The organism is Limosilactobacillus kribbianus, from assembly GCF_026413145.1.
Taxonomy (GTDB): Bacteria; Bacillota; Bacilli; order Lactobacillales; family Lactobacillaceae; genus Limosilactobacillus; species Limosilactobacillus kribbianus.
Map to the genome: position 1 here is coordinate 1 of NZ_JAOVYZ010000037.1, position 18,794 is coordinate 18,794.

The following is an 18,794-nucleotide window of genomic DNA, read 5'->3' on the forward strand; positions in this document are numbered from 1 at the left end:
ATTGATTCTCGACGCTTAGCTTTTAAAACACCTTGGTACCAAGGCTTATTTAAGTGCGTCAAAAATCTGGTCAAAACAAGTTTGTCAGTGATAATTTTATCTTGACTTATTACCACATGACTCTAAAAAACTAGATGTCGGTCTTTATTTTAACATGTTTTACGTGTTTAACTGAACTTTTCCACATTAAAACGCTGATTTCGTTCGTTTTTGAAGAAATCAGCGTTTTGTTAGCTTACTTTTCCAGCTGTTGTTCGAACTTCCCCAGGGCACCGTTGATAAACTTGCGGGACTTATCATTACTGAAGGTCTTGGTGAGTTCCAAGGCTTCGTTGATCGCCACGGCAGTTGGTACATCATCAACATACTGCATTTCAAACAGGGCTAACCGCAAAATTACCAGGTCAGGCTTGGCAAGCCGCTCGATCGTCCAACCGGCGGCCAGCAGCGAGCTAATTTCTTGATCAAGCTCGCCCTGATGTTCGGAAACGCCCTCAACCAGGGCCTGGAGGTAAGCAGGGATTTCCTTGCGGTCGTGATGCGGAATCGACTGGTAGATCGTCGCTAAGTCCGCGTCAGAATCGGTCTGTAACGCGAACAAAACCTGAAAGGCTTCCTCACGAATCTGATGTCGATTTAAGCTCATTGATTGTTCCCCGCTTCCTTGTCGTCTTTCTTTCCACCAAAAATATCATTCGGGTCCACGGCCTGGTCCTGTTCCGCGGCCACTACGCCCTTAACGTGCACGTTAACCTCGGTGACCTTCAGGCTGGTCATCAGGGCCACCTGCTGCTTGATCCGCTTCTGGATCAGTTCAGCAACCTTCGGGACCGAAACCCCGTATTCAACATATACGTCGACGTCAATTGTCAGATCATCATTGTTGTTGACGATCTTCACGCCCCGCCGAAAATCGGAACGGCCCAGCAGTTCGCTGACGCTGTTGGCAAAGGAGCCGTACATCTTGGAGACGCCCTCGACCTCGCTGGCGGCAATACCAGCGATGATTTCTAATACCCGTGGCGCGATCTGAATCGTCCCCAGGCTTTGATCATCGTTATTGAGGATAATCTTTGAATCTTCTGCCATTGTTAGTCCTCCACTTCTCTTCGCGATTAGGAATCACCCTAATTTTAGATTACTTATTCTATTTTGCACTAAACAACCTTAAAAATCAATGTTCACCGGCCAGTTGGAAGCTGCCGATCAGCTTGGAATGATGATTATACCAGTCGTGAATCACCAGGTCCAGCTGGTGGACCCGGAATTCGCCAAATGGCAGCCGGGCATCTTCCTTTAATAGGTGCAGCAATTGCGTCCGCTGCTGGAGGGGATGGGCGAAACGAGCCACCGTGACGTGCCCCGAAATCGTCGGGTAGCGTTCCGCCAGCGGCAGGTTTGCTTTTGCCAGGTCCTTACGCAGCTCTTGGCGGAAAACAGCCAGGTTGGCGGAGTAAGTTCCCTTCACCATGATCGCACCGGGACTGGTGATCAGACCGGCCAGCCGCCAGTCGAACGGTGTGGTTTGAGCGGCCAAATCTCGAATAACAGTACAATAGTCTTTTAACGGAACTTGCAACCAGTCGATATTGGGCCGGGCACCGAGCAGGTCCATGACGGTGATGTGCATATCTGCAGCCGGGTAATAATAATTTTCCGGTGCTAGTTGCTTCAAGCTCTGCAAGCTAAAGTTGATGTTGCGACTCAGGTGGGCGGGCAGGCGAATAAGCAGGGGCAAGCCGCGCCGCTCATCTATTTTTTGTCCTGCCAGGTAGGGATCAAGCTCTTCTTGTCCCTGCTCGATGGCGCCTTGCCCCCGCGCATCGATTTCGGCATAGAGGCGGGCAAGCTCTTCCATTCTAGTCATCGACGATCACCAGGTCGATTGGCGCCGTTGTCAACACCCGCGGCCCGCCGTGGGTTACCACCACGTCGTCCTCAATCCGGACCCCACCGAGCTCGGGAACGTAGATGCCAGGCTCGACCGTGATTACCTCGTTATTGACCAGCTGAACTTCACTGGCATTCGGACCGTAGCTGGCGGGCAGCTCATGGACGGCCAGGCCAATACCGTGACCCATCCCGTGGTTGAATTCATCATCGTAACCGGCGTCGGTAATTACTTGCCGGCCCGCGGCATCCAGCTTGTTCCCGCGAATGCCCACCTGAACGTGATCGATCACCTGTTGACGGGCAATATTGACAATTTCGTAAATGTCCCGCAGCTCCGGATCGATGGAGCCCACGGCAAAGGTGCGTGTCAGATCGGCGGTGTAGCCATCAACAAAGTAGCCAAAGTCAAGGGTTACGACATCGCCATCGGCAATTAACTTATCGCTGGCCGTCGCGTGCGGCTTGGCCGAATTGGCACCGCTGGCCACAATCGTTGGGAAGGAAGCACCACTTGCACCATGCTCCTTCATCCAAAAATCGAGCCGGTTGGCCAACTGGCGCTCGCTAATTCCTGGATGAACCTGGGTCAGCAGGTACTGATAACCTTGGCTGGCCAGGTCGGCAGCTCGTTGCAACCGGGCCAGTTCATCGCTGTCCTTGATCATCCGCATCTTTTCAATCAGGTTAGTAAAGGGAACGATATCGACCTCCATCACCTCGTCCAGGATGTCGTAGAGACGATAGGAAACCGTATCCTCATAGCCCAGCACCGTTACCTTGAGGGCCTTGCAGATTCGATTGAGGGCCCCGTAGTAGTCGCGAGTGATTGTCGCCACAACCTCATCGTTTTCGAACTCGGCTAAGGCCAGCTCATAACGATCGTCAGAAACGATAATCGCGTTGTTGGTCGTGACGAGCAGGTAACCATCGCCGGCCATCAGTTGAAAGCCGGTCAGGTAAAAGATATTTGCAGGGTCGGTGATGACAAAGGCGTCCAAATACAGCTTGGGTAACCGTTTTTGCAGGCGTTCAATTCGGGTCATTGTTTTTTCCTCCAACGTTTTTCTTCTATTATACTTTATCCAGGTAAACAAAAAAGCACCGCTTCAAAAAGCAGTGCTTTGGTTAATTAAGCTTCAACCGGGTAAACAGATACCTTACGGTTGTCACGGCCCATGCGTTCAAACTTAACAACACCGGCGATCTTTGCGTAAAGGGTATCGTCACCACCACGGCCGACATTTTCACCTGGGTGAATGTGCGTACCACGTTGACGGTAGATGATTGAGCCAGCAGTTACGATGGAACCATCAGCAGCCTTAGTACCAAGACGACGACCAGCTGAGTTCCGACCGTTGGCAGTGGAACCGCCCCCCTTGTGGTGGGAGAAGAATTGCAAATCCATAATCATAGTTGTTCACCTCCGGAAATGAACTATTTTAACATTTGAACTTCAATGTTATCAGGATAGCTTTCCTGGATGTCTAAAAGGCCATTCTGGAAAGTTGTAAGCAGGAGTTGACTATCGTGGTCTACTCCCAACCCGGTGACCTCCAAAAAGCCACCGTTGGCACTGTCCTGCTTCACTTGTGGCTGGGACTTTACGACTTGTTCCAAGCCATTGATCGTGGAGATTGACAGTGCTGAAACCGCTGCACAGACGATATCTTGACCATAGGGGCCAGCATCGGCGTGTCCGGTCATCTTAAAAGCGGTGATTCGCTGATTCGCATCATGCTGAAAGCTTGCGTGAATCATGACCTCACCTCCGCATTAAGCGTTAATCTTGTCGATCGTTACCTTAGTGTATGGTTGACGGTGACCTTGCTTAGTGTGGGTGTGCTTCTTTGGCTTGTACTTGAAGGTTACAACCTTCTTTTCCTTGCCTTGCTTTTCAACAGTACCTTCAACAGCGGCACCGTCAACGTATGGCGTACCAATCTTGGTGTCGTCACCGCTGACCAGGATTACCTTGTCAAAAGTTACCTTGTCACCCTGCTTAGCATCAAGCTTTTCAACAAAGATTGACTTACCTTCTTCAACCTTGTATTGCTTGCCGCCAGTAACAATAATTGCGTACATATTGTGCACCTCCTTAATATCTAAGACTCGCCGAATCAAGCAGCTAGTGCTTTGAACTTGATAGCGCGCGGTTGTAGTTGTTGGTTCACAAATACAACGTTTGTATAATAGCAAATTTTATGAGCAGCGTCAACTAAAAGTTCAAAAAACGGCAGCCACCACCACAGTGACTGTCGTCAAGCCGTTTGGGTTAGATTTCTTCCAGAACTGACTCTTTCTCGCCACCAAAAAAGTCGACTAGAGGCGCGCCCTCCCGGTTAAGTGTATCAAACATCTTCTCGGTGCTCTGGGTCATGTAGCGTGAGGTGTAAATCATTCCGTCCTCAAGCCAGTGACTGATTAATCCAAGAAACGCTGAAACAATGAAGGAAATCTGCAAATTTACAGGGACCATAAGCTGTTTTTGATTATTATTAACAACATTACCATAAGTGGTCAAATAATCGGCCAAGCGATTGTAGAACTGTTCGTAGAAGCCGGTATTATTTTCGTTATTCAAAAGAACATCAAAAATATCGGCATTGTTTTCAATATACTGAAATGCCTTCTGCAGAGAAATTACCTGCACCGTCCGCTCTTTTGACAAGCTATAGTCCTCGCTATCAACCATTACCTGGTCAAAGAAGTCATCAAGGATGTCCTTCATGGCTGACTCAATAAAGTCCTGTTTGTCACGATAATGGAGATAGAAAGTTCCTCGGGTGATGTTGGCAGTTTCAGTGATCTTCTGCACGCTAATATTTTCGATCTTTTCACGACGCATCAGATAAACAAGAGCCTTGCGCAAACTATTACGAGTTTTGATCACGCGTGGGTCTGTTTTATTAACAGCCATAAATCATCATCCCTTCATTATAAGCTTAAGTACCCCCTTACTGATATACTTCTACCTATACAAAGTATAATGGTATTGAAAGCGCTTTGTCAAATAATAAAGCTATTTATTCTAACAAAAAAATTATAAGAGGTGAAATGCCGTTGACATGACTGGTAAACAGATTATATACTTAAATTTGTTTGGGACGATAGCTCAATTGGATAGAGCATCGGTCTTCTAAACCGAAGGTTGTGGGTTCAATCCCCACTCGTCTCATTAAAATGGGCCCAGCAGGCCCGGTATATCAACACCTTTAATTCTATGGTGTGCAGATGGTGTGCAGAAAGTGTGCCAACGTCCTAATTCTTTTGGAATTGGGGCGTTTTATTAATCATTTCTTTAATAATTGTTTAAGATTGCCCCATTAATGTTACAAAAACATTGCAAATTTTGGCATTAGTAACAATAATGTTAAGTAGAAGATGTTTTTGAGGTGATTAATTATGTTACCATTTGCAATTATTGTTTTAATTTTAGTTGGCTCAATCGTCGGCAACGTGATTTCCAATCTTCAGGAACCTGGCAAGCATAGTGCTGCCGCCCGCGATCGAAACGCGTAATTTGATTTACTTCATTAATAAAGGGACTAGTGAGTTATTTTCTCACTAGTCCCTTTATTGTTATATAACTATAAATGCTACAACGTTTTTTATTCGGCGAACTTGGCATGCAAATCCCGCATCAACTGCTGGTAACTGGCTTCAAGATCAGCCGGTTGGAGACCAAAATCAACAATCCCCATCTTAAGCAAGAGGTGCCAGGCGTGACGAAAGTCTTCCTGACGGTGACTGTAGTAAGCCCCGCTTAAGAAATGCTTGACTGCCAGGTATTCCTTGTTAAGGTCCGCCAGCTTAGTTGACTGTTGTGCCCCAACAATTCGCTGCCAGCTCGATTCGTCCATCACCACTAGCTGGGTCCACTGTTGCTTAGCACTATACAGGAGCATCAGGGCCAGGCTCTTGAGGTAGTGATCCTTGAGCCCTGCGCGATCAACCGGTGCTTTGGTAAGCACCTTGGCCCAGGCCGCATCATCAGCAAAAGCCGCCAGCTGTGTGTCAAGCCAAACAATGATCGTCTGCCGGCGGGCATCTGGGCCAATCAGCAGCTCCTGGTGATCGTCAATCGCGTATTCCAAGTCGACCACCGCGTGCAGCATCTTCGTAATATCTAACACAATTAATCTTCCTTATCCACAGATTCTTCGTTCTCACTAGCGACTGCGTCATCAGCCGACGAATCCGTCGTCTCCGCTGGCTTCTCTTCCGTTGCCGGCTCCGTAGCGACGGTAGCTGCTTCGTCCGCCTGGTCATCATCGGGGGCAATCACCATCTCTTCGGACCGCACAGCCAGGGCCGGCCGGTCATTGAGATACCATTGCCGAACCAGGTTGTAATGCAACAGAATATCAAAGAAGGAGACCTGCTCACCGGGATCCTTCACCTGGAAGGCCCATTCCTGACTGTAATCATCGGGGTCAAACGAAAGGTCCAATTTGATCCCCTGATCCAGCAGGAGCTCGGCCCCGCTATTATGCGGCAGATTCATCAGCATATAGTCGGTTTCGGCCGTCCGAACAAAGAGTCGGTCGATCACGGTCAATTTAAGATCGGGCTCACGGAGCTTAAAGCGCTCGGCATTAGCCGTGTTCAGGATTCCCAGGTTAATGGTGAAGTCCAAGTCGTCTGCCAGTTCGTTGGCAAACTTAATCAGCGGCTTAATGGCATCCCGTAGTTCGAGATCGGAATGCTTCTTCAAGGCATAAACAATGAAGTAGTTGACCAAAGCCCGGTTATTGAACTGGAAGAGCCGGTCGTTGAAGTTCAGGTAAAAGAGTGGCTGGGCCTGGTTTTGTTCAGTGAAGGCCGCCTCACCGTTGCCACCGACCTCAAACTTAAAGACGGCGTCGTCGAGCGGGTCAATGGTCGCCACAAACTGGTGCTGGCCGTTTTCGTTGACCTTGACGGCGTTGACCTGATGCATTTCAAGCAGTCTCCCCATGAAGAGCATGTAGTAGTCGGCGGCCTGGTAATGCTGCGGAAAATCGATGAAGGCGTTGCTCAAATCCAGTTTGGTCAGGGCCGTGGCCGCCGCAAGCAGCTCATTAGCTTGATTGGTTTCGGCCAGCTGATCCAAAAGATCGACGTATTGCTGCCCCCGTTTGAGGACACTCTTAAAGGAATCCGCCAGCGCCGTTACCCGTGCGGATGGTGAATCAACGATCTTATTACTTGTCATCTTCACTCACCTGCTTTCCGTCGGCATCCTGCCCACCCAGGCTTTCCAGGTAATTAGCATAGAGATTGCGGTTGGCAAGCTCGAAATCTTCAAAACTGCCAAAGGTGTCGATGATGCTCTTTTGCTCGTAGCTTAAAATCGTGTTTTCCTTGGAAAGGGCCAGGACGACCTGCTCGTTTTCCTTGATCGTCTGAACAGCGGTCCGGGCTTCCTCTTCCTGATCCTCCAGCTTTTGGAGCTGACCGACCAATTCTTCTCTGGTTTCCCGGTTCCGACTAGACTCAAACAGGCCGGAATGCGAGTTGATATCCTTTAATTGGGCCTGAATATCGGCTTTCTTTTCTTCGCGCTCCCGCTGGTGATCAATCAAGTCCTGAAGGTGGTCATTCTCACTGGAAATCTTGTCGATCCGGTCGCTGTTGTAACGCTTGTTTTCCCGCGCCAGCTTAAAGGATTCCTTCAACATGTCATATTCGGTTTGGTCAAAGGAGAAGCGGACGTTTAAGACGTCCAGTTCACCAAAGCGCCGCCGATCCCACCAATTCCCGAAATAAATCCGGTAATGGCCGGTCTGGTATTCCTCGTAGTAGAAGAATGGGTAGGCCTTGCCCAGGTAATTAATCAGGTTAACGCTCAGGTAATCGCTCAGTTGGTCCGCCAGATCATCGACGAGACTCATAACCCCCTCGTCATTGGGCTGCAGCTCGCGGTGTTCGATCTCCTTGGCGTACCGCTGGTTATCCAAAAGGCGATAAACTTCCCGGTCCTGGTGCTCATCAATGGCCTGATTGAGGGCCTGCAGATACTTCACCTTGGTCGCAATTCGGTGCTTAATCTTCTGACTAACATCTACGGCGCGACTCGATTGTTCTTCACTTGCCATAAACATGTCTCCTTGTTTTGAATACTAGTCTAATCTTAGCCAATTTTTATGAAATTTTAAAGAAGCAAATCATCAATTGAGGACTTTCTTAACAATTAAATTGATCAATCTTGCCTTTTTTATAATTTGAATTATAATATGGGTAACAGATGTTTTACAGATGTATAATATCTGTTCTCAGACGGAGCGTTTCGAAAAGAGGCGAAGTTAATTATGGCACTGAGCAAACAAGAACGTAAGGAAATGGCCCGTAAGGCTATGGAAAAGCGTGGGAGCAAGAAGCCTGATGGCTCTGGTTTCGCAAAGCTTGACGAAGAAGCCAAGAAACTGAGCGACTAAGCTTTTTGAAACAATCCAAATTAAAAGCGCAAGCGATTTTTGGTCGCTTGCGCTTTTTTGATAACGTGGAAAACCAAAGGCTAGCTCCGCGTCGTAACCGTGGGACATATGGTTATTTTCCACTCGCTTTTGTATTATTGCTGTTGTTCTTGGCAGAACCGTTCGAGCCGGTCCATCCCCTCTTTGATCTGGTCCATCGCCGTAGCGTAGCTGAAACGCAGGTAGCCCTCGCCCCCGGCGCCGAAGTAAGCCCCGGCTGCAGCTGCAACCTTGGCTTCTTTAGCCATTTGGTAAATCAGCTTAGTGTCATCCTGCTCTAGGAAAGCCGGAATCTTGGCGAAGATGTAGAAGGCCCCCATCGGCCGTGAGCACTTAAAGCCCATCTTCTCCAGGCGCTCACGCATGTAGTCCCGGCGCTCAACGTACTGCCGGTCCATCTCCCGGGTAGCATCCAAGCCCCCGCGCAGGGCCGCCTCGGCCGCGTCCTGGGTGAAGGTGGCCACGTCGGTCATGATAAAGGAATGCACCTTAAAGATTTGCGCAGTGACTGCCTTGGGCGCGCAGAGGTAGCCGATCCGCCAACCAGTCATTGCATAGGACTTTGACAGGCCGTTCGTCAGAATCGTCTGCTCCGGCAGGGTCCGGGCCATCGAAGCATAGTGGCCATCGTAGTTGAGTTCGCTATAGATCTCGTCGCTGATGGCAAAGATCGGTTTGTCGCGAATCAAGTCGGCCAGGGCATCGAGCTCCTCTTGGCTGTAAACGACCCCGGTTGGGTTGGACGGGTTGACGATGATCACCGCCTTGACCCGGTCGCCGTACTTATCCAGATAAGACTGCAGTAATTCCGGCGTCAGCTTGAAATCGGTCACGGACGTATCAACCTCGACGGGCTCGGCCCCGTTAATCAGGGAATCTGGACCATAAATGGAGAAGGTCGGTGTCGGGACCAAAACAACATCTCCGGGATTAGTCACCGCGGCAATCGCTGAGTAGACCCCCTCGGTGACCCCGTTGGTAATCAGAATTTCAGTCTTAGGATCATAGTGAAGGTCGTAACGATCACTGAGGGTGTCGGAAACCGCCTGGAGCAGGCCCGCAGTCCCCCGTTGCGGTGCATAATGGGTCCGGTTGTTTTCGAGTGCCCGGATCCCTGCCTGCTTGATGTATTCGGGCGTATCAAAGTCCGGCTCGCCCACCGTAAACTTGATCACATCCGGGATCTGCGCCACGTAGCTTGAAAAATCAAAAATTTTCAGTGTCGGCACATCCTTCAGCGTCGTTCGCATGTGTTTACTCATCTCAACCATTGCTTATCAAATCCTTTCGTCAGTTTGGCTTTACTTATAGCCTAACTGATTTGTGCAATACTGGTCAAGCCCAGCTACAGAAAAAAGTCGAACGGCGGCAATGCCATTCGACTTTATTAATTCTTTTTACTTCAGGGCATCAATCATCCGGTCAAGCAGGGCCAGGTTGGTCTGTTCGCCGTAAATGTCCATGATTTGGTAAATCTGTGGAGCTGAGATGGCACCGGTGAAGGCAAAGTTCAGTGGGAACCAGAGGTAACGACCCTTGATGCCGGTTTCCTTACCGACTTCCTTGATGGCCGCAGCGTAATCGGTCCGGCCTTCCGCAATCTTGGCCCGCAGATTTTGCAGAACTGCCGTGACGTCTTCCTTGGTAAAGCCGTCCTTGGCCAGGATTTGATCGTAGTCGAACTCTTGATTCAAGACGTTGTAGTAGTCCCAGGCGTACTGCATTACTTCCAGGAGCTTTTCAACGTCGCGCTGGTGAACGCCAAGGGTCTTCTTCAGCAGGTCTTCCAGCTGATCTTCAGGGATTGACTGCAGGCGCTTGGCCTCGTCGGTTTCCCCTTCGGCAACCAGTTCCATCGTCCGCTTGGTCAGTTCGTCAATGTCCATCTGCTTGATGTATTGGCCGTTCATCCAGTCAAGCTTCTTTTGGTCGAAGTAGGCTGGGGCCTTGGACATCCGGTCGGGATCGTAAACCTTGATCAGTTCATCCTTGGAGTAGATTTCCCGTTCGCCCTTTGGTGACCAGCCCAGGAAGGCAATGAAGTTGAAGATTGCTTCATGCAGGTAACCGTGACGCTTGTATTCGCTGATGAACTGCAGGGTATCCTTGTCCCGCTTACTCAGCTTCTTCCCAGTCTTCGGGTTGAAGATCAACGGGATGTGGCAGAAGGTTGGGTGCTCCCAGCCCAGTGCTTCGTAGATGGCAATCTGCTTTGGCGTGTTGGAGATGTGGTCAGCACCACGCAGAACGTGGGTGATGTCCATCGAGTGGTCATCAACGACAACGGCAAAGTTGTAGGTTGGCATCCCGTCGGACTTTTCAATAATGAAGTCCCCACCGAGATTGTCGGAGTTGAAGGAAACGTGACCCCGGGCGATGTCGTCCCATTCGTAGTCATGGTTCTTTGGGAAGTGGAAACGAATGGTTGGCTTCAAGCCCTTAGCTTCGGCCGCCTTTTGTTCCTCTTCGCTCTTGCCGTACCACCGGCCGTCGTAGTGGGGCGCTTCCTTGTTAGCCCGCTGACGTTCACGCATTTCCTTCAGTTCTTCTTCGGTCGTGTAGTCCTTGTAGGCAATTCCCTTGTCCAAGAGCTCTTGGATGTACTTGTGGTAAATTCCCTGTGCATTCCGTTCGCTCTGCCGGTATGGTGCATACTTTGGATTTGGCTTATTCGGACCTTCATCCCAGTCGATTCCTAACCAGTGCAGGTTGTCCCGCTGGCTGGCTTCACCGTTTTCAACGTTGCGCTTGGTATCCGTGTCTTCAATCCGCAGAACCATCGTGCCGTCGAAGTGGCATGCAAATAAGTAGTTAAACAATGCTGATTGCGCATTTCCAATATGCAAGAAACCGGTTGGACTTGGTGCATACCGAACTCTGACCTTTTTGTCCATTATATAGATTCTCCTTTAGTAACTAATTAGCGGTAAAAAGCCGCTATTACAACAAGTATAATTGTATCTGAAAGCAGCTATTTGTCAATCAAAAGTCGCTGGCACAAGAAAAGGGAGTGAAACAGGATTCGCTGGTGAATTCTGTCCCACTGCCCTTTTGGTGTTCAATTGTTTTGATTAGTATTCCATGTATTGTTGGCGTTCCCAACCAGAAACGTGTTGCCGGTAGCCCTCGTATTCCCGAGTCTTGGCTTCCATGAAGCTGTCGTAGAGGTGCTCACCCAGGGAATCCTTGATCACGTCGTCGGCAGCCAGGTCCTTCAAGGCGTTGTGGAGGGTGTCAGGCAGGTTGACAATTCCCTTTTCTTGGCGTTCCTTGAGACTCATCGTGTAGATGTTTTCGTTAATGTTGTGAACCGGTGGCAGGTCGTTGCGCAGACCATCCAGGCCGGCTGCTAGGACACTGGCGATGGCCAGGTACGGGTTAGCAGCCGGGTCGGCAGACCGCAGCTCCAGTCGGGTCCCCATCCCCCGGTCGCTTGGGATCCGAATCAGTGGTGAACGGTTGGAAGTGGACCAGGCCACGTAGACCGGTGCTTCGTATCCTGGAACCAGGCGCTTGTAGGAGTTAACGATTGGGTTGCAGATGGCGGTGAAGCTCCGGGCGTGCTTCATCAGGCCGCCCAGGAAGTGGTAGGCCGTTTGAGAAAGCTGGTTGGCGTCGTTTTCGTCGTAGAAGGCGTTGTGCCCTTTCTGATCAAAGAGGGACATGTTCAGGTGCATCCCACTACCGTTAATGCCGGACAATGGCTTTGGCATAAAGGTGGCGTGCAGGCCGTACTTCTTAGCGATCGTCTTTACGACTAGCTTGAAGGTTTGAATGTTATCAGCGGCTTCCAGGGCATTGGCGTACTTGAAGTCGACTTCGTGCTGGCCAGGGGCAACTTCGTGGTGGGCTGCTTCAACGTCGAAGCCCATCTTTTCCAGGGCTAAGACAATGTCGCGCCGGCAATCTTCACCGCGATCGGCGGGTTCCATGTCGAAGTAGTTTTCCTGGTCGTTAACAGTTGCCGTTGGGTTGCCGTTTTCGTCCAGCTTGAAAAGGAAGAATTCTGGTTCAGGACCGATATTGAAGTCGGCAAAGCCCAGCTTCTGCATGTCCTTGAGCACCCGCTTCAGGTTGTTCCGTGGGTCCCCGGCAAATGGCTTGCCGTCGGTCATGTGGACGCTGCAGATTACCCGGGCAACCTTCCCGTGCTCAGCTCCCCATGGAAAGACCAGCCAGGTTGCCATGTCAGGGTAGAGGTACATGTCACTTTCTTCAATTCGTACAAAACCATCGATTGAGGAACCGTCAAACATGATCTTGTTGTCCATCAGCTTGTCGAGTTGACTTACCGGCAGGTCAACACTCTTGATCTTCCCCTGCAGGTCGGTGAACATCACGCGCAAGAAACGAATATCTTCATCTTTCACCATTTGACGAACTTCATCTTTTGTATATTCTCGCTTAGCCATAAATTTCATTCCCTTTCAAAATACCAACTGCGCTAAAGCTACCGGCAATCCAGCTTAATTTTATTAAGCGACATGAATAATTACCCAATGCCAACTATCGAGTTTGGCATATACCAATCGTTCGTGCTTACCATTCGATTAACCTGTCAATCACCTTTTCAATACGTGTCTAAGAATACCAACCGCTCCGGCACAAGTCAATCAATAATCGTATTTTTACTTAATTATAATTATTTCGTCAACTAAACTTTATTTAATTAACCAATCATGGATCAGCCCATTGATTTGTTCAGGCCGATCCCGGCCGCTGACCAGGTCGAACCAGTGGACCGGCATCTTGTTGCGGAACCAGGTCAGCTGGCGCTTGGCATAGCGGCGCGAATCCCGCTTGACCTTCTCCACGGCCGTCTGAAGATCCACCTCACCGGCAAAGTACGGGTAAAACTCGTGGTAGCCAATTCCCTTGCCCGCCGGTAGTTCGGCCCCACCCTGGTCATAGAGCCAGCGGGCCTCCTTCAGCAAACCAGCCGCCATCATCTGGTCGACCCGGCGATTAATCCGTTCGTATAAGACGGCTCGGTCGGTTGTCAGCCCGATCAGCAGGTAGTCATTTTCGGCCTCTAGGTGGGGTTGCTCTGAAAAAAGCTGGCCGGTCTTTTCGACCACTTCAATGGCGCGAATGACCCGCCGCAGGTTTCCCCTAGCAATCGCCTTTTCTGCCGCTGGGTCAAGCTGGGCAAGGTGGGCCCGCACATAGGCCTCTCCCTTTTCTTTGGCAACCGTGGTCCAGTGCTGGCGAATCTGGGCGGATTCGGCATCGAAGTGGTCCCGTCCTAAGGTAAGGTTGTCGGTCAGAGTCCACAAGTACATCCCTGTGCCACCCACGATCAGCGGCAGATGGTGGCGACCTGCGATCTGCTCAATCTGCTGCTCGGCCTGGTGCTTAAAAATGGCGGCCGAATAACGCTCGTCGACGTCGCAAATATCGATCAGATGATGGGGGATCCCCGCCATCTCATCCGGCGTCACCTTGGCCGTCCCAATGTCGAGGTGCCGATAAACCTGCATCGAATCTCCAGAGATCACTTCCCCGTCAAAGGCCTTGGCCACCTCAATCGACAGGGCCGTTTTCCCGACCGCGGTGGGGCCCACAATTGCTACTACTTTTGTCATTTGTCCGCTTCCTTAATTTATAATTTATTGTGAAATTCTTGCTTAATACTGGTAAATCTACCCTAAGTAAATCATAATAGAATTAAGCTAATAACTAAAGGAGGAATTGCTGATGAAAGCATTAACTAAAGGGATTTTTATCGGTGCCGCATCCACGATCGCAGCCATTGCCAGTGGGGCCCTCGCATTCCACAAGACGGTCATCAAGCCGGTGGAAGATCAAGAAGAAAAGTTTGACGAAAACCGGCGGGCAGCCATCCGGAAGGGTCGTTCCGCTCACCAAATTTAACGGTTTGTTTTAAAAAGCTAAAGGCCAACCAGCAAGGGTTAATTGATTCTTGCTGGTTGGCCTTTTTAATTAATGCTTAGCAACATAGTCATCCAGTTCCTTGAGATACAGAGCTTTTTGCTCGTCACTAATCCAACTGGTTTCAAATGAGTTCCGTGCCAGGGTGATGACTTGATCCCGCGTCAGATTGAACTTGGAAGCAATGGCATAGTAATTATCACCGATGTAGCCGCCAAAGTAGGCCGGGTCATCGGAGTGAATCGAAACCTTCACGCCCTTCTTCAAAAGCTCAAGCACTTCTTTCCCCTTCATGTACGGACTAACAAAGGAATTCGATAGTGGGCAAGAGGTAAAGCCGATCTGGTTCTTAGCAGCAAAGTCAACCAGGTCTGGATCTTCAACCACGTTTGTCCCGTGATCAACACGTTCAACCCCGATGACTTCGAGCAACTGACGAATGTGTTCAATAGAGTCCTTTTGGTCAATGTCAGCGTGGGCAGTCAAATGGAACCCTTCCGCACTGGCCTTAGTGAACTGGTTAAAGAACTTCATCGGCGGGTTGTTGTGTTCATCGGAATCCAAGCCGACCCCGATAATCTTATCCTTGTACTTGAGGGCCTCTTCCAGGGTCTTGCGCGCGGAATCCCGTGACAGGTCCCGTAAGAAGCACATAATCAGCCGGGCATCAATATTTAAGGCCCGGGCATCAACCGTGGCCTTGTATAAACCATTAATAACCGTTGCGAACGAAATACCACGGGATGTGTGGGCTTGCGGATCAAAGAAGATTTCCACGTGCCGCACATTATTGGCAGCGGCCCGGTGCAGGTAGTCCATTGCCAAGTCATAGAAATCCTGTTCCGTCTGCAAGACGTTCATTGCAGGATAGTAGACGGCCAAAAAAGAGGCCAGGTCATTATATTGGTAGGATTTGCGAACTTCTTCAATCGTGGATTGGCCGATATCAACATGGTTACGCTTAGCAAGCTTCAGCTTTAATTCTGGTTCCAATGTCCCTTCGATATGAACATGCAGCTCCGCCTTTGGTAAGCCATGTGTGAATTCCTTCGTAACTTCCGTAGTCATTAATGGTTCCTCCTTAATATCGTTCGCCCTTATTTGCGATTAATCATATTATATCATGTAAAAATTCGTTTTCAACGGCGAAAACGTATATTTTTGCTTGAATAATCAGATTTTGTATGCAATAATCCAAACACACAGATATAAAAGGAGTGTGCATCGTGAATAAATCACGAACATTATCTACAAACAATACTGGAAGCATCAATGGAAGAATTGATCAGTTCTTTCATTTAAGCGCAAGTGGAACTTCAATCCGTCGCGAGAGTCTCGCCGGATTAACCACTTTTGTTTCCATGGCCTATATTCTTTTCGTCAACCCTTCCATTCTGGGAGCCGCTGGAATGAATAAGGGCGCTGTTTTTACAGCAACCGCCCTTTCCGCGATCCTGGGCTGCTTTTTAATGGGCTTCTTAGCCAATTACCCGATCGCGATCGCACCTGGGCTTGGCGATAACGCCTTCTTTACTTATTCGGTCGTCCTTGCAATGGGAATTCCGTGGCAAGATGCCATGGCCGGAGTCTTCGTCGCTGCCGTTCTTTTTACAATCCTGTCATTTATGCGGGTCCGTGAAATTGTAATTGACGCGATCCCACAAGATTTGAAGTATGCCATGGCTGCCGGGATTGGAATCTTTATTTCCTTCGTTGGTCTGCAGGGTGGCGGTCTGATCGTTGCCAGCAAATCCTCATTAGTTGCGATCGGTTCCTTCACCGTTCCGACCGTTTGGCTGACGATCTTCGGTATTTTTGTGATTGCAATTTTAATGGCCCGGCACGTTCCCGGTGCCATCTTTATCGGACTGGTTGCTTCTACTCTTCTTGGCCTCTTGACCGGCTTAATTAAAGCACCGCACCATCTGATTTCATTAGCACCAAGCTTGAAGCCAACGCTGGGGGTCGGTGTCATGCACCTTTCCGTCATGACTGATCCAAAGATGTGGGCCGTCGTTTTAATCTTCCTGTTAGTGGCTTTCTTTGATACTGCCGGAACCCTGATTGGTCTTGCTCAACAAGCCGGAATCATGAAGGGCAACAAGATGCCACGAATCGGTCGGGCTTTGATGGCCGATTCCCTCTCCATGCTCGGTGGTGCTTTCATGGGAACCACCCCTACCTCAGCCTACGTTGAATCATCAGCCGGAATTGCCGTTGGTGGACGGACCGGTTTGACCGCCGTCGTTGTTGGCCTGCTCTTCATTGTCAGCATGGTCTTTTCACCATTGCTGACCGTCGTTACAACCCAGGTTACGGCTTCCGCTCTGATTGTCGTTGGGGTTTTGATGGCCTCAGCCTTGCGGAATATTCACTGGGATCAATTCGAAATTGCCTTGCCATCTTTCCTGGTCGTTATCGGAATGCCTTTAACCTACAATATTTCTTACGGTATTGCCTTTGGTTTCCTGACCTACCCAATTCTGATGACCGCTGCTGGTCGGCGCAAGGAAGTTAACGGCATTATGTGGACCATGCTTTTCGTCTTCATCGTCTTACTATACGTCTTAAACATCTTACCCAAATAACGGAGGAATCAACTAATGACTAAATTAAGCGAATATATTGATGCCGGCGCCGCCAAGCTTCCCGCTGATCTTGTCATCACTGGCGGAACCCTAATTAATGTCAACACCAGCGAATACTACCAAGCCGATGTCGCCATCTATCATGATCGAATTGTCGCTGTCGATTCCGATGTTTCCGCCTACGTTGGCCCAAACACTCAAAAAATCGATGCCACTGGTAAATATTTGGCCCCCGGCTTAATTGACTGTCATATTCACGTTGAATGCAGCAAACTAAGCATGACCCGGTTTGCCCAGGCCGTCTTGCCCCACGGAACAACCAGCATCGTAACCGGACTGGACGAATACATCTCCGTCATCGGCCTGGATGGCTTGCAGGAAATCTTTAAGGAAATTGACGGCTTACCATTTAATGTTATTTGGGGGCTCCCTTACAAGACGCCGTACACGATTCCACAATCAACCATTGCTTACGATGTCTCGGCCAAGGACCACGCCCAGGTCCAAAGTGCTCCGCGCTGCTTTGGTGTTTGGGAAACCGTTCGGGAGTCGGTTGAAACTAAGGACCCAGATACGATGAAGGTTTTAGAGCTGGCGCGTCAAAATCACCAGCCAATCTTCGGCTGTTCGCCAATGGCCCGGGGAAAGGCCCTCAACCAATACCTGATGAGCGGCGTTCAGGTCGACCATGAAAGTTATGATCACAATGAATTCTTGGAAAAAGCGCGCAAGGGGATCCACACCGTCATTCGTGAATCGGCCGTTACCAAGTTCCTTCACGAAAACATTCGTGCCATTACCGAAAATGCTCCAGGCATGGCTCGTCACACCAGTTTTTGTTCCGATGATGTCAATGCCACCAGTATCCTCAGTGTCGGCCACATTGATCACATGGTCCGCTTGGCAATTCAAGCTGGGGTGAGCCCAATGACCGCTATTCAGATGGCTACGATCAATGCGGCCGAAGCTTACCACATTGATAACCTGCTTGGCTCAATCGCACCAGGCAAGCGCGCCGATATCCTCTTAGTTGACCACCCCGGCACTTTCAATATTGAAACTGTTATCAGCCAGGGCCAACCGGTTTACCAAGATGGTCAGGAAAACTACCACTTTACTGTTCCAGAACGCTCCGCAGCGCTGACTTCAACTGTTAAACACCAGCCACTGGTCGCCGATGATTTTAAGTACCACACCGAACATGGTGACGGTACGGCCCTGGTAGAAACGATCAATTCGATCGGTCCCTTTGTTCGTAAGCGGCGCGATGTTAAACTGCCCGTCGTCAACGGCATTGTCGAACCAGACATTGATCAGGATGTCGCCCTCGTATCCGTGATCGAACGTTACGGCATCAACGGCAACCAGTCACACGGCTTTATCTCTGGCTGGTCCTTCAAGAAGGGTGCCATTGCAACAACGGCGGCACCAGATGACAATAATCTGGTGGTGGCCGGGGTTAATTATGATGACATGGCCCTCGCTGCCAATACCCTAATCAAACAGGGTGGCGGTCAGGTCGTCGTCGTTGATGGTCAAGTCGTGGCTAATTTGCCACTGCCAATTGCGGGAATCTGTTCGGACCTGCCCGTACACGAACTTGCACAAAAGGAACGCGCCCTTCAAGATGGCGCCCGGGCTATTGGGAGCAAGCTTCCCGACCCGATCTTCTATCTCTCGTTCTTGCCAATCACGGCCATTCCAGATTTGGCAATTACCGATGGTGGAAACGTTGATTACACCCAATTAAAATACTTTAATCCCATTTTGAAGTAATTATCAGTACAGGGGCGAAGGAAGGCGAGCTTTCCTTTGCTCCTTTTATTTTGCAATGATTCTTCTATTTCCCGAAATGTCAAATTAAGTTAGAAAAAAGCTAGTTGCTCATCGGTGACGTGCTTCATGAATACTTCAAGTGGTGTGCGGTAGTTCAATGACTTGCGAGGAATGTTATTCCGACGATGCA

At 49.7% G+C, this 18,794-nt stretch carries 20 protein-coding genes, 1 tRNA gene, 1 pseudogene and 1 other annotated feature; of the genes and pseudogenes, 5 read left to right on the forward strand and 17 right to left on the reverse strand.

All coding sequences use genetic code 11. The features are described from left to right. Window positions 1-235: 235 nt before the first annotated feature. From nusB to OCT58_RS07610, 8 genes are all read right to left on the reverse strand, one after another. Window positions 236-646, reverse strand: a complete 411-nt coding sequence (gene nusB / locus OCT58_RS07575) for a transcription antitermination factor NusB (protein WP_267202271.1) — start codon at window positions 644-646, stop codon at window positions 236-238. Then, on the reverse strand, window positions 643-1,089 hold the full coding sequence (locus OCT58_RS07580; protein WP_267202272.1) for an Asp23/Gls24 family envelope stress response protein: 447 nt from the start codon (window positions 1,087-1,089) through the stop codon (window positions 643-645). Before OCT58_RS07580 ends, nusB begins: the two co-directional genes overlap by 4 nt. Window positions 1,090-1,174: 85 nt before the next feature. After that, a complete protein-coding gene (locus OCT58_RS07585) occupies window positions 1,175-1,867 on the reverse strand; it encodes a 2'-5' RNA ligase family protein (protein ID WP_267202273.1) in 693 nt (230 codons plus the stop codon). Continuing rightward, window positions 1,860-2,936 (reverse strand): M24 family metallopeptidase, encoded by a 1,077-nt coding sequence (locus OCT58_RS07590; protein WP_267202274.1) that lies wholly within the window; start codon window positions 2,934-2,936, stop codon window positions 1,860-1,862. The genes OCT58_RS07585 and OCT58_RS07590 overlap by 8 nt, the downstream gene beginning before the upstream one ends. Window positions 2,937-3,022: 86 nt before the next feature. Further along, window positions 3,023-3,304, reverse strand: coding sequence for a 50S ribosomal protein L27 (gene rpmA / locus OCT58_RS07595; protein ID WP_267202275.1), 282 nt, complete (start codon window positions 3,302-3,304; stop codon window positions 3,023-3,025). Window positions 3,305-3,327: 23 nt separating this feature from the next. Then, window positions 3,328-3,651 carry a ribosomal-processing cysteine protease Prp gene (locus tag OCT58_RS07600; protein WP_267202276.1) on the reverse strand — a complete coding sequence of 108 codons (324 nt, stop codon included), beginning with the start codon at window positions 3,649-3,651 and terminating at the stop codon, window positions 3,328-3,330. A gap of 15 nt (window positions 3,652-3,666) precedes the next feature. After that, window positions 3,667-3,975, reverse strand: a complete 309-nt coding sequence (gene rplU, locus OCT58_RS07605; protein WP_267202277.1) for a 50S ribosomal protein L21 — start codon at window positions 3,973-3,975, stop codon at window positions 3,667-3,669. A gap of 13 nt (window positions 3,976-3,988) precedes the next feature. After that, window positions 3,989-4,058: a sequence feature (ribosomal protein L21 leader region), on the reverse strand. Between the two features lie 107 nt (window positions 4,059-4,165). Continuing rightward, window positions 4,166-4,810, reverse strand: a complete 645-nt coding sequence (locus OCT58_RS07610; protein ID WP_267202278.1) for a TetR/AcrR family transcriptional regulator — start codon at window positions 4,808-4,810, stop codon at window positions 4,166-4,168. 184 nt (window positions 4,811-4,994) lie between these two features. Between OCT58_RS07610 and OCT58_RS07615 the strand changes: the two genes are divergently transcribed. Beyond that, window positions 4,995-5,068: transfer RNA gene (locus OCT58_RS07615), tRNA-Arg, on the forward strand. Between the two features lie 433 nt (window positions 5,069-5,501). Here the strand turns inward: OCT58_RS07615 and OCT58_RS07620 are convergent. The 3 genes from OCT58_RS07620 to OCT58_RS07630 are packed head-to-tail and all read right to left on the reverse strand — an operon-like array spanning window position 5,502 to window position 7,970. Next, on the reverse strand, window positions 5,502-6,026 hold the full coding sequence (locus tag OCT58_RS07620; protein WP_267202279.1) for a hypothetical protein: 525 nt from the start codon (window positions 6,024-6,026) through the stop codon (window positions 5,502-5,504). A 2-nt stretch (window positions 6,027-6,028) separates the two neighbouring features. Continuing rightward, a complete protein-coding gene (locus tag OCT58_RS07625) occupies window positions 6,029-7,087 on the reverse strand; it encodes a hypothetical protein (RefSeq protein ID WP_267202280.1) in 1,059 nt (352 codons plus the stop codon). Further along, on the reverse strand, window positions 7,077-7,970 hold the full coding sequence (locus OCT58_RS07630) for an exonuclease SbcC (RefSeq protein ID WP_267202281.1): 894 nt from the start codon (window positions 7,968-7,970) through the stop codon (window positions 7,077-7,079). The genes OCT58_RS07625 and OCT58_RS07630 overlap by 11 nt, the downstream gene beginning before the upstream one ends. A gap of 213 nt (window positions 7,971-8,183) precedes the next feature. Here OCT58_RS07630 and OCT58_RS07635 point away from each other — a divergent pair, with 213 nt between their 5' ends. Continuing rightward, on the forward strand, window positions 8,184-8,309 hold the full coding sequence (locus OCT58_RS07635) for a hypothetical protein (protein WP_267202282.1): 126 nt from the start codon (window positions 8,184-8,186) through the stop codon (window positions 8,307-8,309). 134 nt (window positions 8,310-8,443) lie between these two features. Here OCT58_RS07635 and OCT58_RS07640 read toward each other — a convergent pair whose 3' ends face one another. From OCT58_RS07640 to miaA, 4 genes are all read right to left on the reverse strand, one after another. Beyond that, the gene (locus OCT58_RS07640) at window positions 8,444-9,619 is read right to left on the reverse strand and encodes an aminotransferase class I/II-fold pyridoxal phosphate-dependent enzyme (protein ID WP_267202283.1); all 1,176 of its coding nucleotides are present in this window, start codon (window positions 9,617-9,619) and stop codon (window positions 8,444-8,446) included. Between the two features lie 126 nt (window positions 9,620-9,745). After that, complete coding sequence (gene gltX / locus OCT58_RS07645) at window positions 9,746-11,242, reverse strand: glutamate--tRNA ligase (protein ID WP_267202284.1); 1,497 nt, start codon at window positions 11,240-11,242, stop codon at window positions 9,746-9,748. A gap of 177 nt (window positions 11,243-11,419) precedes the next feature. Continuing rightward, complete coding sequence (gene glnA / locus OCT58_RS07650) at window positions 11,420-12,760, reverse strand: type I glutamate--ammonia ligase (protein WP_267202285.1); 1,341 nt, start codon at window positions 12,758-12,760, stop codon at window positions 11,420-11,422. Window positions 12,761-13,009: 249 nt separating this feature from the next. After that, a complete protein-coding gene (gene miaA / locus OCT58_RS07655) occupies window positions 13,010-13,933 on the reverse strand; it encodes a tRNA (adenosine(37)-N6)-dimethylallyltransferase MiaA (RefSeq protein WP_267202286.1) in 924 nt (307 codons plus the stop codon). A gap of 112 nt (window positions 13,934-14,045) precedes the next feature. Between miaA and OCT58_RS07660 the strand changes: the two genes are divergently transcribed. Then, the gene (locus OCT58_RS07660; protein ID WP_267202287.1) at window positions 14,046-14,222 is read left to right on the forward strand and encodes a DUF3042 family protein; all 177 of its coding nucleotides are present in this window, start codon (window positions 14,046-14,048) and stop codon (window positions 14,220-14,222) included. 69 nt (window positions 14,223-14,291) lie between these two features. Here OCT58_RS07660 and add read toward each other — a convergent pair whose 3' ends face one another. Then, window positions 14,292-15,308 (reverse strand): adenosine deaminase, encoded by a 1,017-nt coding sequence (gene add, locus OCT58_RS07665; RefSeq protein WP_267202288.1) that lies wholly within the window; start codon window positions 15,306-15,308, stop codon window positions 14,292-14,294. A gap of 200 nt (window positions 15,309-15,508) precedes the next feature. Here add and OCT58_RS07670 point away from each other — a divergent pair, with 200 nt between their 5' ends. Then, the gene (locus tag OCT58_RS07670; protein WP_368669258.1) at window positions 15,509-16,828 is read left to right on the forward strand and encodes an NCS2 family permease; all 1,320 of its coding nucleotides are present in this window, start codon (window positions 15,509-15,511) and stop codon (window positions 16,826-16,828) included. A gap of 15 nt (window positions 16,829-16,843) precedes the next feature. Then, window positions 16,844-18,604 carry an adenine deaminase C-terminal domain-containing protein gene (locus tag OCT58_RS07675; RefSeq protein ID WP_267202289.1) on the forward strand — a complete coding sequence of 587 codons (1,761 nt, stop codon included), beginning with the start codon at window positions 16,844-16,846 and terminating at the stop codon, window positions 18,602-18,604. Window positions 18,605-18,693: 89 nt separating this feature from the next. Here the strand turns inward: OCT58_RS07675 and OCT58_RS07680 are convergent. Further along, window positions 18,694-18,794, reverse strand: a pseudogene (locus tag OCT58_RS07680) (IS30 family transposase); the annotation flags it as partial.

Bases quoted from the DNA above. Each gene is read 5' to 3' on its own strand.
- nusB (WP_267202271.1), bottom strand. From the start codon at position 646: ATGAGCTTAAATCGACATCAGATTCGTGAGGAAGCCTTTCAGGTTTTG.
- OCT58_RS07580 (WP_267202272.1), bottom strand. From the start codon at position 1,089: ATGGCAGAAGATTCAAAGATTATCCTCAATAACGATGATCAAAGCCTG.
- OCT58_RS07585 (WP_267202273.1), bottom strand. From the start codon at position 1,867: ATGACTAGAATGGAAGAGCTTGCCCGCCTCTATGCCGAAATCGATGCG.
- OCT58_RS07590 (WP_267202274.1), bottom strand. From the start codon at position 2,936: ATGACCCGAATTGAACGCCTGCAAAAACGGTTACCCAAGCTGTATTTG.
- rpmA (WP_267202275.1), bottom strand. From the start codon at position 3,304: ATGATTATGGATTTGCAATTCTTCTCCCACCACAAGGGGGGCGGTTCC.
- OCT58_RS07600 (WP_267202276.1), bottom strand. From the start codon at position 3,651: ATGATTCACGCAAGCTTTCAGCATGATGCGAATCAGCGAATCACCGCT.
- rplU (WP_267202277.1), bottom strand. From the start codon at position 3,975: ATGTACGCAATTATTGTTACTGGCGGCAAGCAATACAAGGTTGAAGAA.
- OCT58_RS07610 (WP_267202278.1), bottom strand. From the start codon at position 4,810: ATGGCTGTTAATAAAACAGACCCACGCGTGATCAAAACTCGTAATAGT.
- OCT58_RS07625 (WP_267202280.1), bottom strand. From the start codon at position 7,087: ATGACAAGTAATAAGATCGTTGATTCACCATCCGCACGGGTAACGGCG.
- OCT58_RS07630 (WP_267202281.1), bottom strand. From the start codon at position 7,970: ATGGCAAGTGAAGAACAATCGAGTCGCGCCGTAGATGTTAGTCAGAAG.
- OCT58_RS07635 (WP_267202282.1), top strand. From the start codon at position 8,184: ATGGCACTGAGCAAACAAGAACGTAAGGAAATGGCCCGTAAGGCTATG.
- OCT58_RS07640 (WP_267202283.1), bottom strand. From the start codon at position 9,619: ATGGTTGAGATGAGTAAACACATGCGAACGACGCTGAAGGATGTGCCG.
- gltX (WP_267202284.1), bottom strand. From the start codon at position 11,242: ATGGACAAAAAGGTCAGAGTTCGGTATGCACCAAGTCCAACCGGTTTC.
- glnA (WP_267202285.1), bottom strand. From the start codon at position 12,760: ATGGCTAAGCGAGAATATACAAAAGATGAAGTTCGTCAAATGGTGAAA.
- miaA (WP_267202286.1), bottom strand. From the start codon at position 13,933: ATGACAAAAGTAGTAGCAATTGTGGGCCCCACCGCGGTCGGGAAAACG.
- OCT58_RS07660 (WP_267202287.1), top strand. From the start codon at position 14,046: ATGAAAGCATTAACTAAAGGGATTTTTATCGGTGCCGCATCCACGATC.
- add (WP_267202288.1), bottom strand. From the start codon at position 15,308: ATGACTACGGAAGTTACGAAGGAATTCACACATGGCTTACCAAAGGCG.
- OCT58_RS07675 (WP_267202289.1), top strand. From the start codon at position 16,844: ATGACTAAATTAAGCGAATATATTGATGCCGGCGCCGCCAAGCTTCCC.